The sequence below is a fragment of the Delftia sp. genome (assembly GCF_059499305.1).
In genome coordinates this window covers 158,480-174,220 of sequence record NZ_JCABYI010000024.1, presented here as the reverse complement: position 1 = coordinate 174,220, position 15,741 = coordinate 158,480, and the positions used below count along the sequence as shown (strand labels likewise).

General features: G+C 68.6%; 13 protein-coding genes. 2 read left to right on the top strand and 11 right to left on the bottom strand.

Going from position 1 to position 15,741, the window contains the following annotated elements; all coding sequences use genetic code 11:
• Positions 1-12 precede the first annotated feature (12 nt).
• The 5 genes from AC5I49_RS15020 to AC5I49_RS15000 form a co-directional block, all read right to left on the bottom strand.
• Entirely contained in the window at positions 13-2,391 is a 2,379-nt protein-coding gene (locus tag AC5I49_RS15020; protein WP_495789577.1) for a CHASE2 domain-containing protein, read from the bottom strand.
• Between the two features lie 27 nt (positions 2,392-2,418).
• Complete coding sequence (locus AC5I49_RS15015) at positions 2,419-4,209, bottom strand: FecR family protein (protein WP_495789576.1); 1,791 nt, start codon at positions 4,207-4,209, stop codon at positions 2,419-2,421.
• Positions 4,206-4,919: a response regulator transcription factor gene (locus AC5I49_RS15010; RefSeq protein ID WP_016445714.1), complete on the bottom strand. Its 714-nt coding sequence runs from the start codon at positions 4,917-4,919 to the stop codon at positions 4,206-4,208. The genes AC5I49_RS15015 and AC5I49_RS15010 overlap by 4 nt, the downstream gene beginning before the upstream one ends.
• A gap of 95 nt (positions 4,920-5,014) precedes the next feature.
• A complete protein-coding gene (locus AC5I49_RS15005; RefSeq protein ID WP_017404606.1) occupies positions 5,015-6,307 on the bottom strand; it encodes a tryptophan--tRNA ligase in 1,293 nt (430 codons plus the stop codon).
• A 75-nt stretch (positions 6,308-6,382) separates the two neighbouring features.
• Entirely contained in the window at positions 6,383-7,060 is a 678-nt protein-coding gene (locus tag AC5I49_RS15000; protein WP_016445716.1) for a site-2 protease family protein, read from the bottom strand.
• 176 nt (positions 7,061-7,236) lie between these two features.
• Here AC5I49_RS15000 and AC5I49_RS14995 point away from each other — a divergent pair, with 176 nt between their 5' ends.
• On the top strand, positions 7,237-8,556 hold the full coding sequence (locus AC5I49_RS14995) for a methyl-accepting chemotaxis protein (RefSeq protein ID WP_495789575.1): 1,320 nt from the start codon (positions 7,237-7,239) through the stop codon (positions 8,554-8,556).
• A gap of 77 nt (positions 8,557-8,633) precedes the next feature.
• Here AC5I49_RS14995 and AC5I49_RS14990 read toward each other — a convergent pair whose 3' ends face one another.
• Together AC5I49_RS14990 and AC5I49_RS14985 are read right to left on the bottom strand one after the other, a co-directional pair.
• A complete protein-coding gene (locus AC5I49_RS14990) occupies positions 8,634-9,278 on the bottom strand; it encodes an L-threonylcarbamoyladenylate synthase (protein WP_016445718.1) in 645 nt (214 codons plus the stop codon).
• A gap of 25 nt (positions 9,279-9,303) precedes the next feature.
• A complete protein-coding gene (locus AC5I49_RS14985) occupies positions 9,304-10,167 on the bottom strand; it encodes a 3',5'-nucleoside bisphosphate phosphatase (protein WP_016445719.1) in 864 nt (287 codons plus the stop codon).
• 211 nt (positions 10,168-10,378) lie between these two features.
• Here AC5I49_RS14985 and AC5I49_RS14980 point away from each other — a divergent pair, with 211 nt between their 5' ends.
• Positions 10,379-12,151: a methyl-accepting chemotaxis protein gene (locus AC5I49_RS14980; RefSeq protein ID WP_016451080.1), complete on the top strand. Its 1,773-nt coding sequence runs from the start codon at positions 10,379-10,381 to the stop codon at positions 12,149-12,151.
• 57 nt (positions 12,152-12,208) lie between these two features.
• Here the strand turns inward: AC5I49_RS14980 and AC5I49_RS14975 are convergent, their stop codons facing one another.
• The 4 genes from AC5I49_RS14975 to recJ all read right to left on the bottom strand — a co-directional run bounded on the left by AC5I49_RS14975 (position 12,209) and on the right by recJ (position 15,741).
• Entirely contained in the window at positions 12,209-12,871 is a 663-nt protein-coding gene (locus AC5I49_RS14975) for a DUF799 domain-containing protein (protein ID WP_016451081.1), read from the bottom strand.
• Between the two features lies 1 nt (position 12,872).
• Positions 12,873-13,247 (bottom strand): DUF4810 domain-containing protein, encoded by a 375-nt coding sequence (locus AC5I49_RS14970; RefSeq protein ID WP_016445722.1) that lies wholly within the window; start codon positions 13,245-13,247, stop codon positions 12,873-12,875.
• A complete protein-coding gene (locus AC5I49_RS14965; protein WP_016445723.1) occupies positions 13,244-13,924 on the bottom strand; it encodes a CsgG/HfaB family protein in 681 nt (226 codons plus the stop codon). Before AC5I49_RS14965 ends, AC5I49_RS14970 begins: the two co-directional genes overlap by 4 nt.
• Positions 13,925-14,022: 98 nt before the next feature.
• Positions 14,023-15,741, bottom strand: coding sequence for a single-stranded-DNA-specific exonuclease RecJ (gene recJ / locus AC5I49_RS14960; protein ID WP_495789574.1), 1,719 nt, complete (start codon positions 15,739-15,741; stop codon positions 14,023-14,025).

Below are 15,741 nucleotides of genomic sequence, written 5' to 3'. Positions count from 1 at the left end.
TGACACCCCCGGTCAGGCTTGCTGCGCCTTCGGCAGCACGATGCTGAAGGTGCTTCCCTGGCCTGGCGCGCTTTCTATCTGCAGCTGCCCGCCATGGCGTGCAGCCACGGTGCGGACAAAGGCCAGCCCAAGGCCTGCGCCGTCCAGGTGCTGATGGTGGTCCAGGCGCTCGAAGGGCTGGCTCAGGCGGGCGACGGCCTGCGCATCCATGCCGGGTCCGTGGTCCCGGATGGCGATGCGGCAATGGCCGGCGTCCTGCAGCAGCAGGCATTGCACCGTGGCGCCGCTTGCCGGTTGCCCGTGCGCTCCGTACTTGATGGCGTTGCCGATCAGGTTGACGGCTGCGCGGTGGAGCATGCCCGGGTCGCCCAGCACGGGGCATTCCTGCTCGGGCAGGCTGAATTCCAGCTGCACATGGGCGGCGCTGGCCTGGGCCCAGCAGCTTTCCACGGCCTGGTCCAGCACCAGGCCCAGGTCCAGCTGCTGCTGGCGCAGCGCCTGCTGCTGGGCACGAGCCAGGTGCACGAAATCGTCGGCCAGCTGCAGGGAGGCCTGGGCATAGCCTTCGATGCGCGGGAGCAGCATGCCCAGGTCGGGCGCTTGTACGGAACCACGCTGCATCTCCAGCAAGGTGATGATGGATGCCACGGGCGCCCGGATGTCGTGCGAGATGAACTGCATGGCCTGGTCGCGCTGGGCCTGGGCGCTGCGCAGATCGCTGATATCGACCAGGGTGATCAGCCAGCCTGCGGTGGGCGGAGCCTCGAAGGCCTGGACCAGCAGCATCAGGCTGCGGCCGCGACCGTCGCGCCCCTCGCTGCTGAGCGGCAGGCCGCCGGCGGCAAGCGCCCTGGCCGTGAGCAGCGGGCTGCCGGCTTGCGGGCCGGGCGCCGTGTCCAACGCCTGCAGGCCATCGAGCAGCCTGGGAAGGGAGTCGCCAGCGCGCAGGTCGTGATCCAGGCTGCGCGCATAGGCATGGGCCGCGGCATTGGCCAGCAGCACATGGCCCTGGCGGTCGCAGACAAAGGTGGGCGAGGGCAGCTGGCGCAGGCTTTCGCTGACGAAATGGTGCAGGGCGCGCAGTTGCCGCGAAGCCTGCTCGACGGCGGCAATGCGCTGGTCCAGCAGGTCGCCGCCCAGGCGCAGCGCGGTGGGCAGGCCCTGGCCCTGCAGGTCTCGCAGTTCCAGCGCCAGAAAGCGGGCGGCGGCGCGCAGGCGCAGCCAGCTCCACAGCGGATAGGCCAGGGCCAGGCCCAGCAGGGCTGCGGCAGGGGCCGTCTGCACCTGCCAGATGCGTGGTGCCAGCCCGGCCAGCGACAGGCAGGCCAGGGCCAGCAGCGCGCAGGCCAGCATGCCGCCCGAAGGGCCCAGCCAGGCCAGGGCCAGCAGGGCCAGCAGCACGGCTGCGGTGTTGAGCGCACGGTCCAGCCCCGCCGAAGCGCGGTGTACGTGCGAGCCCTGCAGGCTGCCGTTGAGCACATGGGCCAGCATTTCCACGCTGGAGATGGGGCGCGCGCTGGCACCCAGCGGTGCGGTGAACTGCGCTCCCAGTCCGGCGGCCGTCGTTCCTATGAGCACGTATTTGCCGCGAAATGCCGCAGCAGGAATGCGGCCGCGCAGCACGTCGATGTACGAATAGGTGGTGAAGGGCGAGCGGTCACGCGCGCCCTGCTCGGGCCTGGCCTGTGCGAAGGCAATGATCTCCCGCTGGCGGCGCTGCCATGCGGGTGTGCCGGGGTCCAGCGGCGGCACGGGTTCGGGGCGGGCGCATGCGCGGCCGTGCTGGCCCACGCAGTGCAGGGCCAGCGCCATGTGCCACCAGGGCTGCTGCGCGCTGCCTTCAATGGCATGGAAGCTGCGCACGGCGCCGTCGGAATCCACGGGCAGCTGGGTGTGGCCCAGCGCTGCCGCAGCCTGTGCAAAGGCCGGCAGCGGATCCGTGCCCGGCGCCACGGGCAAGGCGGTGCGGCCGCTGCGCTGCAGGACGCGCGCCAGCAGCAGGTCATCGCCTGGATAGTCCAGATCTTCTTCGCTGAGCATCACGTCCAGGCCGATGGCGCGCGGCGGGGCCTGGCTGATGCGCTCCAGCAGGCCCGCGTGCAGGGCACGCCGCCAGGGCCAGCGGCCTATGGCGTCGATGCTGGCATCGTCGATGGCCACGATGACGATGTCCTGAGATGCCTTGGGGCGGTGCAGCCAGCTGGCCGTGTCCTGCACCAGTCCGTTGATGCGCTCCAACTGCCCGTCACCGCTGAGCCAGAACACCAGGGACAGCAGTCCCGCCGCCAGCAGCAGCCAGTCCCGCCGCAGCCCCCGGCCACGCGCGGGCGCCGGCTGCACCTGCTGCGCCGGCGTGGCGGGACTGTCAGGCGAAGGCGGCAGGGTGGACAAGCGCGGTCAAGGATTGAACGGGTGCGGTTACTGGCGCTGCAGGCGCTCTCCGCTGCCCGATTGCATCATCTCGCCGCTGGCATCGACGATCCAGCTGCCGGTGCGGAACTGGCGTGCGGCCGAGAAATCGCTGCGCAGGCCGTTGGCGTCCTCGATCTGCAGCCGCAGGTAGTAGCTGCCTGCGGGCAGGTCCTCGGTGCTCCATTGCGGCTGGTCGGTCCAGAGGTCAACCAGCGGCGCGGTGAACTCCTGGTCGCGCGCCACCATCACGTGGTAGCGCTGGCCGGGCTCGCCACTCCAGCGGATCTGGCGGCTGCCCTCGGCGGGGCCGTCGCCCATCTGCAGCGCGCTGGCCGAGGGCTGGGGCGGCACGGCCGCCAGCTGCATGGCCTGGGCTGCGGCGAACGGGCCCTGGTCGGGCTTGCCGTCGGCCAGCGTGCGGATGCTGGCGGCGCGCCAAAGATAGCGGCCGGCCGGCAGCCGGGCCAGCGCGGCTGCGGGCAATGTGCAGTCGTTCAGGTCGCGCGCGTCGATGGCAGGTTCGGCAAAGCCGGCCTGGGCATCGGCAGAAACGACCTGGATGCGGTAGCGCACGGCGCCCACCACCTTGGTGCACTGCAGGCCGGCGCGGCCCAGGCCCACGGTGGCGTCGGCCTGCGGTGATTCGTACAGCGGCGGCACGGGATGGGCCTTGACGCGCAGGGCGCGCCGGCTGGCTGCACCCGGAATGCCCTGGGCGTCGATGCCGCGCAGGGACAGTACATAGTCGCCATCGTCCACGCCTGCCAGGCGCAGCGGTGAGGCCGTGGCCTGGAAGCTGGCGCTGCGCAGCACCTGGGTCATGTCCGCGTCGCGCGACAGCTGCAGCTGGTAACGCACGGCGCCGGGCAAGGCCGGCAGGGGCAGGCTGATCCAGTTGGCGTCTTCCGCCAAGGCGGGCCAGGCGGTGATGTCGGGCGCACCCAGCATGGGGCGGGGTTGGCCGACGCGGCCGTCTGCCGCCACGGCCACGCCCTGGCCGGGGTGCAGCAGCGCATCGCCGGAAGGTGCGCCAGAGGCGTCCGAGCCCACGGCGACCGTGCCTTCATCGACGGCGGCCGCTGTCCTGCCTGCTGCATCGGTCTGCACCAGGAAACGCGTGCCCCGCACGCTGGTCGATGCCGCAGGCGTGCGCACTTCGAAGCGGCGCTGGGCATTGCCCTGCTCGGGGGGGACCGAGGCCTCCACGCTGCCTTCTCGCAGGTCGATCACGGACTGCAGGCTGCCGGCCCGGCCCTTGCGGCGCATCTGGCGCAGCAGGACATCGGACTGCGACTGCACGCGCACCAAAGAGCCATCGGCCAGGCGCACGGCCACAAAGGCGTCCGGCGCAAGCTGCAGTCGATCGCCTTCCTGCAGCGTCTGTCCCTTGCGCAGGACCTGGCCTGCGTCTTCGGCCGAGCCGCTTTGCGTGTCGGCCAGATGGTCGAGCGCGCGTGTGCTGCGCGCATCGCCCTGCACGAATTCCACGGAGGCCACGGCGGCGCGCAGCAGGCGCACGGGAATCTCCAGCACGGAGCCGGGCCGCAGACGGTACGGGTTGGCCACGCCGTTGTGCTGCTGCAGCTGGGTCCACTGGCGTGCATCGCCCAGGTAGCGGCTGGCCAGCTGTTCCAGGGTGTCGCCTGTGGCCACGCGGTGGGCGAGCATGTCGCCGCCGCTGGCGGCGGGTTTGATCTGGGCCTGTGTGGCGGCAGCGCCCAGCAGGGCCAGGCTTGCCAGCAGGCAGGCCCGCGCGACGGGCCCGCGCAGGCTGGCGGCGAGCAAGAGTCTGTTCATGGTGTTTGAGGTGCCGCCTGCAATGCCTCGTCAGGCACGTCCAGGCGGTAGCCGTAGCCGTACACGGCGCTGATGGCGTAGGGCTGACCGGCGCGCAGGTTCAGCAGCGCGCGAAGGCGCGAGATATGTGTGTCCAGCGAGCGTGACTGCACTTCGGCGTTGTGGCCCCACACGGCTTCGCGCAGGTGTTCGCGCGACAGCAGGCGGCCCTGGTTCTGGAACAGCGTCAGGGCCAGCGTGTATTCGCGGTGCGTCACCTCGATGGGCTGGCCATTCATTTCCAGGCTGTTGGTGGTGGTGAGGAACCGGAAGGGGCCGAACTCCAGCACGCTTTGCGTGTTCACCGGATAGGCGCGGCGCAGCAGGGCGGCCATGCGCGCGCGCAGCTCGCCGTGGCGCACGGGCTTGACCATGAAATCGTCTGCGCCGCAGGACAGGCCTTCGACGATGTCGGCCTCTTCGCTGCGGTGGGTGATGATGAGGATGGGCAGCTCGCGGCTCACATGTCCGCGCGTCCACCGCACCAGGTCCGTTCCTTCCATGTCCGGAAGGTGCCAGTCCACGATCAGAAGGTCGAAGCTCTCGCGGCGCAGTTCCAACTGCAGGGCCGAGCCCGTCTGGTAGGTGTGGCAGCTGTGGCCCGTCTCCAGCGCAACCTGACGCAGCATCTCCAGTTGCAGCGGATCATCGTCCAGAGCAGCGATACGCATCCCAATGTCCTTTCACGCAAGCGCCAGAATCCCGGGCGCAGGGCTTGCGGGCAAGACTGCCCGCAAATATGCGGTTTCTCAAGCGAAGCTTACCCTTACTCCGAAGCATCGCGCAGTTGCTGCAGGGCGGCCAGCACCAACTGCGCGTCGGCGGGCTGCAGCCGGGACTGCAGTGCGGACAGGGCCGCCTCGCCTTCCCTTTGCAGTTGGCCGATGGCCTGGCCGGCTTCCTTGGGGGCGTCGAAGCCCAGGCTTTGCAGCAGCAGCTGGCCGTCGGCAGCCACGAGCTTGAAGTAGAACTTGCCGTCGGCTTCGCGGTATTGCTTGAACTGGGGCAGGGCCTGCTTCGCGGCCTTGGCCTTGGCGGCCACGGGGGCCTGGGCCAGGCTGCGCAGGCCGACGGCCGAGCGCAGTTCGCGGATCAGGGGCAGGGTCTCGCGGCGGGCCTTGGTGGCGCCGGCCTGCAGGATGTCCTCCAGTTCGCCTGGATGGGCCACCAGGTGCTCGTAGCGTTCGCGCATGGGGGCCAGCTCGCGGTCGATGCGCTCGAACAGCTGCTGCTTGGCGTCGCCCCAGGCAATGCCTTCGGCGTACTGGCGGCGCAGCGCCTCGGTTTCTTCCTCGCTGGCAAAGCCCTGGTAGATCTGGAACAGGGCCGAGCCCTCGACTTCCTTGGGCTCGCCGGGCGTGCGCGAATCGGTGGTGATGCTGCCGATGAGCTTGCGCAGCTGCTCGCGCGTGGAGAACAGCGGGATGGTGTTGTTGTAGCTCTTGCTCATCTTGCGGCCGTCCAGGCCGGGCAGCGTGGCCACGTTGTCCTCGACCTGTGCCTCGGGCAGCGTGAAGAACTCGCCGCCATAGATGTGGTTGAAGCTGGAGGCCATGTCGCGCGCCATCTCGATGTGCTGGACCTGGTCGCGGCCCACGGGCACCTTGTGGGCGTTGAAGGCCAGGATGTCGGCAGCCATCAGCACGGGGTACATGAACAGGCCGGCAGTCACGCCGTCATCGGTCTCGGCGCCGTCCGCGTGGTTCTTGTCCACGGCCGCCTTGTAGGCGTGGGCGCGGTTGAGCAGGCCCTTGCCGGTCACGCAGGTCAGCAGCCAGCACAGCTCGGGGATCTCGGGGATGTCGGACTGGCGGTAGAAGGTCACATGCTCGGGGTCCAGCCCCGCCGCCAGCCAGCTGGCCGCGATCTCGATGGTGGAGCGCTGCACGCGCGCCGGGTCCTGGCACTTGATCAGTGCGTGGTAGTCGGCCAGGAAGTAGAAGTTCTCCACCTCGCGCGAGCGGCTGGCCGCGATGGCCGGGCGCAGCATGCCGGCATAGTTGCCGAGGTGCGGGGTTCCGCTGGGAGTGATGCCGGTGAGGAAACGGATGGTGCTCATGACGGGAGACTGCGACAGGCAATAGAGAGAAAAGAAGGGAATCTGACGGGCAGGCTGGGCGGGTCTGCCGCGCGTTCAGCGCAGCAGCGCGATCAGCGGCGTCAACGCGAGATCGATCACGGCATAGCCGAGATCCATCAGCGGCCGCAGCCACAGGCTGCCGACCACGCCGGCGATGACCAGTCCCATGACGATGAAGAATCCCCAGGGTTCGATCCGCGCCACCCATTGCGCCTGGCGCCAGGGCAGCAGGCCGACGAGGATGCGCCCGCCGTCCAGCGGCGGCAGCGGGAAGAGGTTGAAGGCCCACATCACCAGATTGACCAGGATGCCGGCGCGGCACATTTCAATGAAGAAGCGCTCGCCCACTCCCGATCCGACCAGAACCACGAGCAGCACGCCCCACATCAGCGCCTGCACGAAATTGGAGGCCGGGCCCGCCAGGGCCACCCAGATCATGTCGCGCTTGGGGTTGCGCAACTGGTCGAAGCGCACGGGCACGGGCTTGGCATAGCCGAACAGGAAGGCGCCCGAGGTGGCGAAATACAGCAGCAGCGGCATCAGGATGGTGCCGATGGGGTCGATGTGCTTGATGGGGTTGAGCGTGATGCGTCCCATCATGGCGGCCGTGTTGTCGCCGAAGTGGCGTGCGGCATAGCCGTGGGCAGCCTCGTGCACCGTGATCGCGAAGAGCACGGGCAGGGCATAGATGAGTACGGTCTGGATGAGGTTGGAGATGTCCACGGCGGGCATTGTCTCAGACGGCGGCCACCCTTGCCGCTGGGCACCGCCAGAGCCCGTGCGCAGCGCTGCGGCCGACCGGATATGGTGGTTTCCCGCGGATTGGCAACAGCCGCCTCTGTGTTGCAAAATGAAACAGCAATGCGATGGGCGAATCAACAGGTTTTTCACCAAGGCCCTCGGGCCATATGGACAAGAGGTGGCACGTGGGCGTACTGGGCTTGGGCAGGCTGCCGATAGGCTGGCGGCTGGTGATTGCGTTCGGCGGTATCAATCTGCTGGTGTTCACGATGATGGCGGTCACGGTGCTCTCGCTGGGGCAGGCCGAGCAGGCGCTGGCGGCCGGCGGGGCGACCACGGTGGCCGAGCAGGCGCTGGTGCACACGCGCTGGTGGGTGCTGGGCCTGGGGGCGGCCGTCTGCACACTGGCCCTGGTGGCCTGGTTCAGCCTGCGGCGCGGCATCGTGCAGCCGCTGGGCCAGGCCATCCTGATTGCCGAAACGGTGGCCGCCGGCGACCTGAGTCAGGAGTTTTCGACCGAGCTGCAGGGCGACTTCGGCCGCCTGCTGGGCGCGCTGGGCACCATGGAAGACACGCTGACCGAGCTGGTCGGCCGCATCAAGCAGTCCACGGATTCCATCGGCCTGTCGGCCGGTGAGATCGACGCCGGCAACACCGACCTGTCGCGCCGCACCGAGGCCCAGGTCTCGGCGCTGGCCCAGACGGCGGCCAGCATGGAGCAACTCACGGCCACCGTGCGCCAGAACGCGGAGCGCGCGCATTCGGCCAGCGGCCTGGCCGTCGATGCATCGTCCACGGCCAGGCGCGGGGGGGCCGTGGTGGGCGAGGTGGTGCAGACCATGGAGGCCATCAGCGGCAGCTCGCGCAAGATCGTGGACATCATCCAGGTCATCGAAGGCATTGCCTTCCAGACCAATATCCTTGCGCTGAACGCGGCCGTGGAGGCGGCACGCGCGGGCGAACAGGGCCGGGGCTTCGCCGTGGTGGCCAGCGAGGTGCGCAGCCTGGCCGGCCGTTCGGCCGAGGCTGCCAAGCAGATCAAGGAACTGATCACCACCAGCGTGCGCCAGGTGGAAAGCGGCGCGGGCCTGGTCAACCAGGCGGGCGCCACCATGCAGGAGATTGTCGGCGCCGTGGGCCAGGTCTCGGGCCTGCTCGGCGAAATGTCGCAGGCCCTGCGCGAGCAAAGCGAAGGCATTGCCCAGGTCAACGCCGCCGTGGGCCACATGGACAGCGCCACCCAGGAGAACGCTGCCCTGGTGCATCAGGCCTCGCGTGCGGCCTCGGCGCTGAGCGAGCGCGCCCAGGAGCTGGAGCAGGCCGTGGGCGCCTTCAAGCTCGATGACGAGCCGCAGGACGCTGGCGTGCGGGTGCAGCGGCAGATGCCGTCGATGGCTCCCGCCGCAGCCTTGTCCGCCGCTGTGACGAGGCCGTTGCAGCGCGTGCCGGCTGCTGCACCCCGGCCCCTGGAGTGGGCGCAGCACTGAACGCCTTTCAGGATCAAGCTGCAAAAACAGACGCCGGGCATGCCCGGCGTTGATGCTTGTGCGGGGGGTGGGGTGATTCAGGTCATTTCCAGGCCCAGGGCCTCCAGGCTGCCCCGGCCTTGCCGCACCACGGTGGGCGGATTGCCCAGGGCCATGGGCACCAGGTCGATCACCGTGGTCGGCTCCGAGGGGCAGGCACCTGCATCGACGATGGCATCGAGCTCGTGGGGAAAGCGCTCCAGGATGGCATCCGCGTCATGCAGGGCCTCGGTCTCTCCGGGCGGGATCAGCGTGGTGGCGATCAGCGGCTCGCCCAGCTGCTCCAGCAGCAGCTGCGTGCCCTTGCGGTCCGGCACGCGCAGGCCGATGGTCTTGCGCGACGGATGGCTCAGGCGCTTGGGCACTTCCTTGGAGGCTTCCAGGATGAAGGTGTAGGGGCCCGGCGTGGCCAGCTTCAACAGCCGGTACTGGCGGTTGTCCACGCGCGCATGGCTGGACAGCTCCGACAGGTCGCGGCACAGCAGCGTGAGGTGGTGCTTGTCGTTGATCTGGCGGATGCGGCGCAGCCGCTCCACCGCAGGGCGGTCGTCCAGATGGCAGACCAGTGCATAGCTGGAGTCCGTGGGAATGGCCAGGATGGCGCCCTGGCGCAGCATGTCGGCGGCCTGCTTGATGAGACGGGGCTGGGGATTGTCGGGGTGGGCTTCGAAGCGTAGGACCATGGTGTGCGTTGTTTGCGGGAAGGGCTCAGGCCGGCTGAATGCGCTCGCCCAGCAGTTCCCATACCGGCGTCAGCTGGCCCGGCAGGTAGGGCAGGTCGCCCAGGTCGGTATGCGACTCCTCGGGGCTGTGGAAGTCGCTGCCGCGCGAGGCGGCCAGGCCGAACTCGCGGGCCATGTCGGCATAGACGGCGTACTCGCTGGGGCGGTGGCTGCCGGTGACGACCTCCACGCCCTGGCCCCCATGGGCCTTGAATTCGGAAAACAGCGCGTACTCCTCGTTGGCCGTCAGCGCATAGCGGGCCGGGTGGGCGATCACCGCCACGCCGCCGGCCTGCGTGATCCAGCGCACGGCGTCGGCCAGGCGCGCCCAGGTATGGGGCACGTAGCCGGGATGGCCTTCGGTCAGGTAGTGGCGGAACACCTCGCCGGTGTCGCGGCAGCGGCCGGATTCCACGAGAAAGCGCGCGAAATGCGTGCGCGAGATCAGCGCGGGATTGCCGGCAAAGCGCAGCGCGCCTTCGTAGCTGCCTTCAATGCCGGCCAGCTCCAGCTGGCGGGCCATCTCGCGGGCGCGGGGACCGCGTCCGTCGCGCGTGGCATGCAGGCCTTCGACCAGGGCCGGGTCGTCTGCGTCAAAGCCCAGGCCCACGATGTGCACCGTGGTGCCTGCAAAGCTCACCGAGATCTCTGCGCCCGTCAGGTAGTCCAGGCCGCAGGCGCGCGCTGCGGCGGCTGCGCGGTGCTGGCCGCCGACCTCGTCGTGGTCGGTCAGCGCCCACAGCTGCACGCCGCGGGCCGCGGCACGTTCGGCCAGTTGTTCAGGCGTCAGCGTTCCATCCGAGACCACGGAGTGGCTGTGCAGATCGGCATTCAGATAGGACTTGGGCACCGGCCCATTGTAGGTGTCGGTCCTTTTCCGAGCCTGGCGCTGCGGCTGGGGACTTCCCTGAGTGCGGGTTTACCGCCCTCAATAGTGACAGCGGCATGACGATGATCAGCCAGGCGCCGTCAAGGGTGGACAAGAATGATTGCCCGGAGCGAAGGTCGGCGGGGCGCCATGGCCAGGCTCCGGCATTGTTAGAAAAAAGATCGGTTTTTCCATGAATCTGAATCAAATCACCGTCGCCCAGAAACTCTGGGCCCTGGTGCTGGGACTGCTGGTGAGCATGCTGGCGGTCAACGGCGGCATCCTGTTCTATCTGCACGGAGTCAACGAGAAGATCAACACCGACGTGATGACCGCGCAGCGCGGCGCCACGCTGGCGCGCGAGTGGCGGCATCTGACCCAGATGAGCGTGGAGCGCTCCATCGTCGCGGCCATGTCACCCGACGAGACGCTGGCCGCGCAGCAGCGCGCGCTGATGAGCAAGGGCATAGAACGCATCAACGTGCTGCAAAAGCAGGTGGGCGAGCTGCAGCTCGATGCCAAGGGCAAACAGGCGCTGGAGGCCGTGGCGGCCGAGCGCCGGGAAACGCTCAAGGCCAACTCGGCGGCCCAGGATGCGCGCAAGGCCAGCGACTTCGCCTCCACCTTCGACATCGTGGAAAAGCAGCTGCGCCCGGCGGCCGAGCGCTACAACACGGCGCAGGAAGCCTTTGTGCAGCAGCAGGAGCGCCAAAGCGAGCTGGCGCGCGAGGAGGGCGTCGCCCACCGCACCCGGGCCTACTGGATCGGCGCCCTGGCCAGCGCGCTCATCGTGGCCCTGGGCCTGTTCATGGGCATGGCCATCATGCGTTCCATCACACGGCCGCTGGACCAGGCCGTGGCGCTGGCCGACGGCATTGCCGCAGGCGATCTCACGGGGTCGGTGCAAAGCAACCGGGGCGATGAGCTGGGCCATCTGCTGCAGGCGCTCAACGGCATGGCCCAGCGGCTGCGCGGCGTGGTGGGCGAGGTGCGTTCGGGCGTGGAGTCCGTGTCCACGGCTTCCAACCAGATCGCCAGCGGCAACCAGGACCTGTCCTCGCGTACCGAGCAGACGGCGGCGAATCTGGAGGAGACGGCGGCCAGCATGGAGGAGCTGACGGCCACCGTCACCCAGTCGGCCGATACGGCGCGCCAGGCCAACCAGCTGGCCGCCACGGCCGCGCAGGCGGCCGAGCAGGGTGGCGCCGTGGTGGCCCAGGTGGTCACCAGCATGCAGCAGATCACGGACAGCAGCCGCAAGATCGCCGACATCATCGGCGTGATCGACGGCATTGCCTTCCAGACCAACATCCTGGCGCTCAACGCCGCCGTGGAAGCGGCCCGCGCAGGCGAGCAGGGCCGGGGCTTTGCCGTGGTGGCCGGCGAGGTACGTTCGCTGGCGCAGCGCAGTGCCGAGGCCGCCAAGGAGATCAAGCTGCTGATCACCACCAGCGTGGACAACGTGCAGTCGGGCTCGCAGCAGGTGGAGCAGGCGGGGCGCTCCATGGAGGAAATCGTCTCCAGCGTGCGCCGCGTCAGCGACCTCATCGGCGAGATCACCGCCTCGTCCACCGAGCAGCGCGACGGCATTGGCCAGGTCAACCAGGCCGTGAGCCAGCTCGACCAGATGACGCAGCAGAATGCGGCCCTGGTCGAGGAATCCAGCGCGGCTGCGCTGGCCATGCAGGACCAGGCGCGGCGCCTGTCCGAGGTGGTGGCGGTGTTCAAGCTGGGGCAGGAAGGCAGTGCGCTGGCACCGGCCCGGGCGCAGGCGCCAGCCAGTTCAGCCGCCGTGGCGCGCCGACCGGCAGCAGCCCCTGCAGCGGCGGCGCGTCCCGCGCCCGCGGCACGCCCGGCTGCCGCCGTGCGCAATGCACCGGCGCGCCAGATCCAGCCGCCTGTGGCCAAGGCGCCCGCCCGGGCACCTGCCAAGGCCGGCGCGGACGACGACTGGGAGACCTTCTAGCGGGAGGAGCGGGGATGCAGGCCGGCGCGTGCATGTGCGCCGGCCTGCAGGCCTTCGTCAGTTGCGCTGTTTGCCGTAGTCGGGCGAGCGCGGGCCCGGCAGCAGTCCGCGCTGCGCCATGGGCGACAGCAGGCGCTGGTTGGCGATGGAGGCGATCTGCACGCTGCGGTCGTTCATGGTGTCCAGGATCTGGTTGAGCAGTGCCGTCACCAGAATGCCGACCAGTCCGCCGCCCGAGCTTTGGCCTTCGGCACTGGAGGCCGTGGCGCTGCCGTCCCACAGCTGTGTGCCGGTACGCAGGTCCACCAGTTTGGCGTCCAGCGTGACCACCGAGGCGCTGCTGATCACCGCATAGCTGGTGCCGTAGTTGCGGATGTTCAGGTACAGGGCCGCATCGGCGCCAAAGATTTCACGGAGCTTGGCCACGGGCAGTTCCTGCGCATCGTCGGCGCTGACGATGCCGTTCTGGCGGAACATTTCCTCGGTGACCGCCACGGGCAGGACGTAGTAGCCAGCCTCGGCCAGCGGCAGCGTGATCTGCGACAGCACGCCCGCCGGCGCATTCACTTCCGGCGACTGGTTCAGCGCGGGCATGACCAGGATGGATGCAGGCTTGGATGCCCGCAGTGCCGAATAGTCATAGGGCGCAGTGGTGGCGCACCCGGTCAGTGCGACGGTCATGGCCAGGGCCAGGGTCTTGATGTGTGTGCTCAGGCGCATCTCAATCCTTGCGGGCCGTGAAGGTTTGCAGCAGCGTGTCCATGAACTTGGCGGATTCGGGGAAATGCTGCTTTTCCTCTGCCAATTGCTGCACCGTCTTTTCGTTGTTGCCGGTCCGGGAATACAGCATGGCCATATGGGCGCGATAGCCGGGGGGCAAAGCCTTTCCCTCGGCCTGCACCTTCAGGCGGGTTTCTTCCAGCTTGAGCAATTGGTCCTCGGCGCCTGTGCTTCCGTCATCCTTGAGGTATTGATAGACCTGGGGCTGGTAATCGTTCCAGGCATACAGCGGCTGGCGCGGTGCGGCGCAGCCGGCCAACGAGGCGCAAATGGCCAGTGCAGCCAGGGTTGCGGCCGAATGGGGAATCTGCTTCATTGCGCGGGCTTCCATGCACCGCTGTCCATGCCGGCCGCCAGCTTGTCCACGGCTTCGCGGATGGCCAGATCCAGCACCTTGCCATTGAGTGTGGAGTCATAGCCGGCCGTGCTGCCGAATCCCACGATTTCGCGGTTCGACAGGCTGTATTCGCCTGCGCCCTGCACCGAATAGACGACTTCGGAGGTCTGCACCCGGACGATGTTCAGGCTGACCTTGGCATAGGCCACCTGCTCCTTGCCACGGCCGAGCACGCCGAAGAACTGGCGGTCCCCGACCACCTTGCGGCCGAACTCGCTCACGTCGCCGGTCACGACGTAGGTGGCGCCCTTGATCGCCTGCTCCTGCCGGTTGAAGCCCGCTTCCTGGCGGGTCTCGGACATGTTGTCGCGGTCCAGCACGCTGAATCGGCCGCTTTGCTGCAGGTGGGTTACCAAGATGGTTCTGGCCTGGCCACCGAGGCGGTCGACTCCGTCCGAGAAAATGCCGCGCTGGAAGCTGGAGCGGTTGTCGAACTTGCCCACGGAAATGGGGCTGCGCGGGCCTTGATAGGCGCTGTATGCAGAAGCGGGTTTGGCCGTTTCAAGCGTGCGCGATTGCTCGGTGGTGGCGCAGCCGGAAAGGCCGGCGGCCAGGGTGATGGCAATGGCCGTGCAAGGCCACAGGCGAGAAGTCATGAGTTTTTCCCCGGTTTTCTTGGAATGAATTTGCAATAAATTGTTGCAAAAAACCGGGGATATTAACCGAGCGGCGCCGTGAAGGGCCGGTGGAATCTCTAGGAAACGTCCGAATGAACGCCCTCGATCAGGAATTGCACCTTGCGCTCTCCGCGCCATTCATTGATGTCCATGCGAAATGCAATGCAGGCCGATGACGGCAGCGGGTCGGTATGGCCGAACCAGATGCCGTCCACGGTTTCGCCCTGATGGCGCAATTGCAGTTTCAGGTGCTTTTCCCCGACCAGGCGCTGTGACAGCACTTCCAGCTGTTCACTGAAGGTGGGAGGCGCAAAGCCCTGGCCCCAGACCGCGAGATTGAGCTGCTCGACCATTTCCGGCTTGCGGAAATCCGGGTCCAGAGGCCCGTCGGTTTCTATGCGCCGCGTCAGCGTGGCCGCGTCCAGCCATTCCTGGGCCACCTGGGCCAGGGCCTTCTCGAACACGGCGAATCCGGCTTCGGCAATGGTGCAGCCGGCCGCCATGGCGTGGCCGCCGAAGCGCAGCAGCAGGCCAGGGTGGCGCTTGGATACCAGGTCCAGCGCGTCGCGCAGGTGAAAGCCGGGAATGGAGCGGCCCGAGCCCTTGAGTTCATGCTCGTGCCCCGGCGCGCCGCTGGCTGCGAAGACGAAGCTGGGCCGGTGCATGCGGTCCTTGATGCGCGAGGCCACGATGCCGACCACGCCTTCGTGGAAATCGGGGTCGAACACGCTGATGGCGGCCGGGGGCGTCATGCCGTCCGTGCACAGGCCCTCGGCCATGAGCAGGGCCTGCTCGCGCATGCCGCCTTCCAGCTCGCGGCGCTCGCGGTTGATGGCGTCCAGCATCTGGGCCAGGTTGGCGGCGCGGCCTGCGTCGTCCGTGGTCAGGCACTCGATGCCGATGGTCATGTCGGACAGCCGGCCGGCCGCATTGATGCGCGGACCCAGCGCGAAGCCGAAGTCGAAGGTGGTGGCCGCAAAGGCCTTGCGGCCGGCCGCGTCGAACAAGGCCTGCAGGCCCGGCTGCATCTGGCCCCGGCGTATCTGCTTGAGGCCCAGGGCGACCAGGCGGCGGTTGTTGGCGTCCAGCCGGACCACGTCGGCCACCGTGCCCAGGGCGACCAGGGGCAGCAGGGCCTCCAGCCGGGGTTGGCTGGCCTTGTCGAAGCGGCCGCGCGCGCGCAGTTCGGCTCGCAGGGCCAGCAGCACGTAGAACATCACGCCGACACCGGCCATGGACTTGCTCTCGAAGCTGCAGCCGGGCTGGTTGGGGTTGACGATGGCGTCGGCCAGCGGCAGGTGGTTGCCGGGCAGGTGGTGGTCGGTGACGACCACCTGCAGGCCCAGGGACTTGGCCTCGGCCACGCCTTCGACGCTGGCAATGCCGTTGTCCACGGTGACCATCACGTCGGCGCCGGTTTCCTTGACACGGCGCGCGATGGGGGGCGTCAGGCCGTAGCCGTCCACCACGCGGTCGGGCACCAGGTAGCTGACCTCGGTCGCGCCCAGCATGCGCAGGCCGCGCCAGCCCACGGCGCAGGCGGTGGCGCCGTCGCAGTCGTAGTCGGCCACGATGCACAGGCGCAGGCCGCGTTCTATGGCATCGGCCAGCAGCCGCACGGCGGCCTCCATGCCCAGCAGGCCCGAGGGGGCCAGCAGGCGCGCGGGCGTGTTGTCCAGTTCGTCGGCGGAGCACACGCCGCGTGCGGCGTAGAGCTGGGCCAGCAGCGGGTGGACACCGGCCTGGCGCAGTGCCCAGGCCTGCTGCGCAGGGATCTCGCGGGGAATGATTTTCAT

Bases quoted from the DNA above. Each gene is read 5' to 3' on its own strand.
- AC5I49_RS15015 (WP_495789576.1), bottom strand. From the start codon at position 4,209: ATGAACAGACTCTTGCTCGCCGCCAGCCTGCGCGGGCCCGTCGCGCGG.
- AC5I49_RS15010 (WP_016445714.1), bottom strand. From the start codon at position 4,919: ATGCGTATCGCTGCTCTGGACGATGATCCGCTGCAACTGGAGATGCTG.
- AC5I49_RS15005 (WP_017404606.1), bottom strand. From the start codon at position 6,307: ATGAGCACCATCCGTTTCCTCACCGGCATCACTCCCAGCGGAACCCCG.
- AC5I49_RS15000 (WP_016445716.1), bottom strand. From the start codon at position 7,060: ATGCCCGCCGTGGACATCTCCAACCTCATCCAGACCGTACTCATCTAT.
- AC5I49_RS14995 (WP_495789575.1), top strand. From the start codon at position 7,237: ATGGACAAGAGGTGGCACGTGGGCGTACTGGGCTTGGGCAGGCTGCCG.
- AC5I49_RS14990 (WP_016445718.1), bottom strand. From the start codon at position 9,278: ATGGTCCTACGCTTCGAAGCCCACCCCGACAATCCCCAGCCCCGTCTC.
- AC5I49_RS14980 (WP_016451080.1), top strand. From the start codon at position 10,379: ATGAATCTGAATCAAATCACCGTCGCCCAGAAACTCTGGGCCCTGGTG.
- AC5I49_RS14975 (WP_016451081.1), bottom strand. From the start codon at position 12,871: ATGCGCCTGAGCACACACATCAAGACCCTGGCCCTGGCCATGACCGTC.
- AC5I49_RS14970 (WP_016445722.1), bottom strand. From the start codon at position 13,247: ATGAAGCAGATTCCCCATTCGGCCGCAACCCTGGCTGCACTGGCCATT.
- AC5I49_RS14965 (WP_016445723.1), bottom strand. From the start codon at position 13,924: ATGACTTCTCGCCTGTGGCCTTGCACGGCCATTGCCATCACCCTGGCC.
- recJ (WP_495789574.1), bottom strand. From the start codon at position 15,741: ATGAAAATCATTCCCCGCGAGATCCCTGCGCAGCAGGCCTGGGCACTG.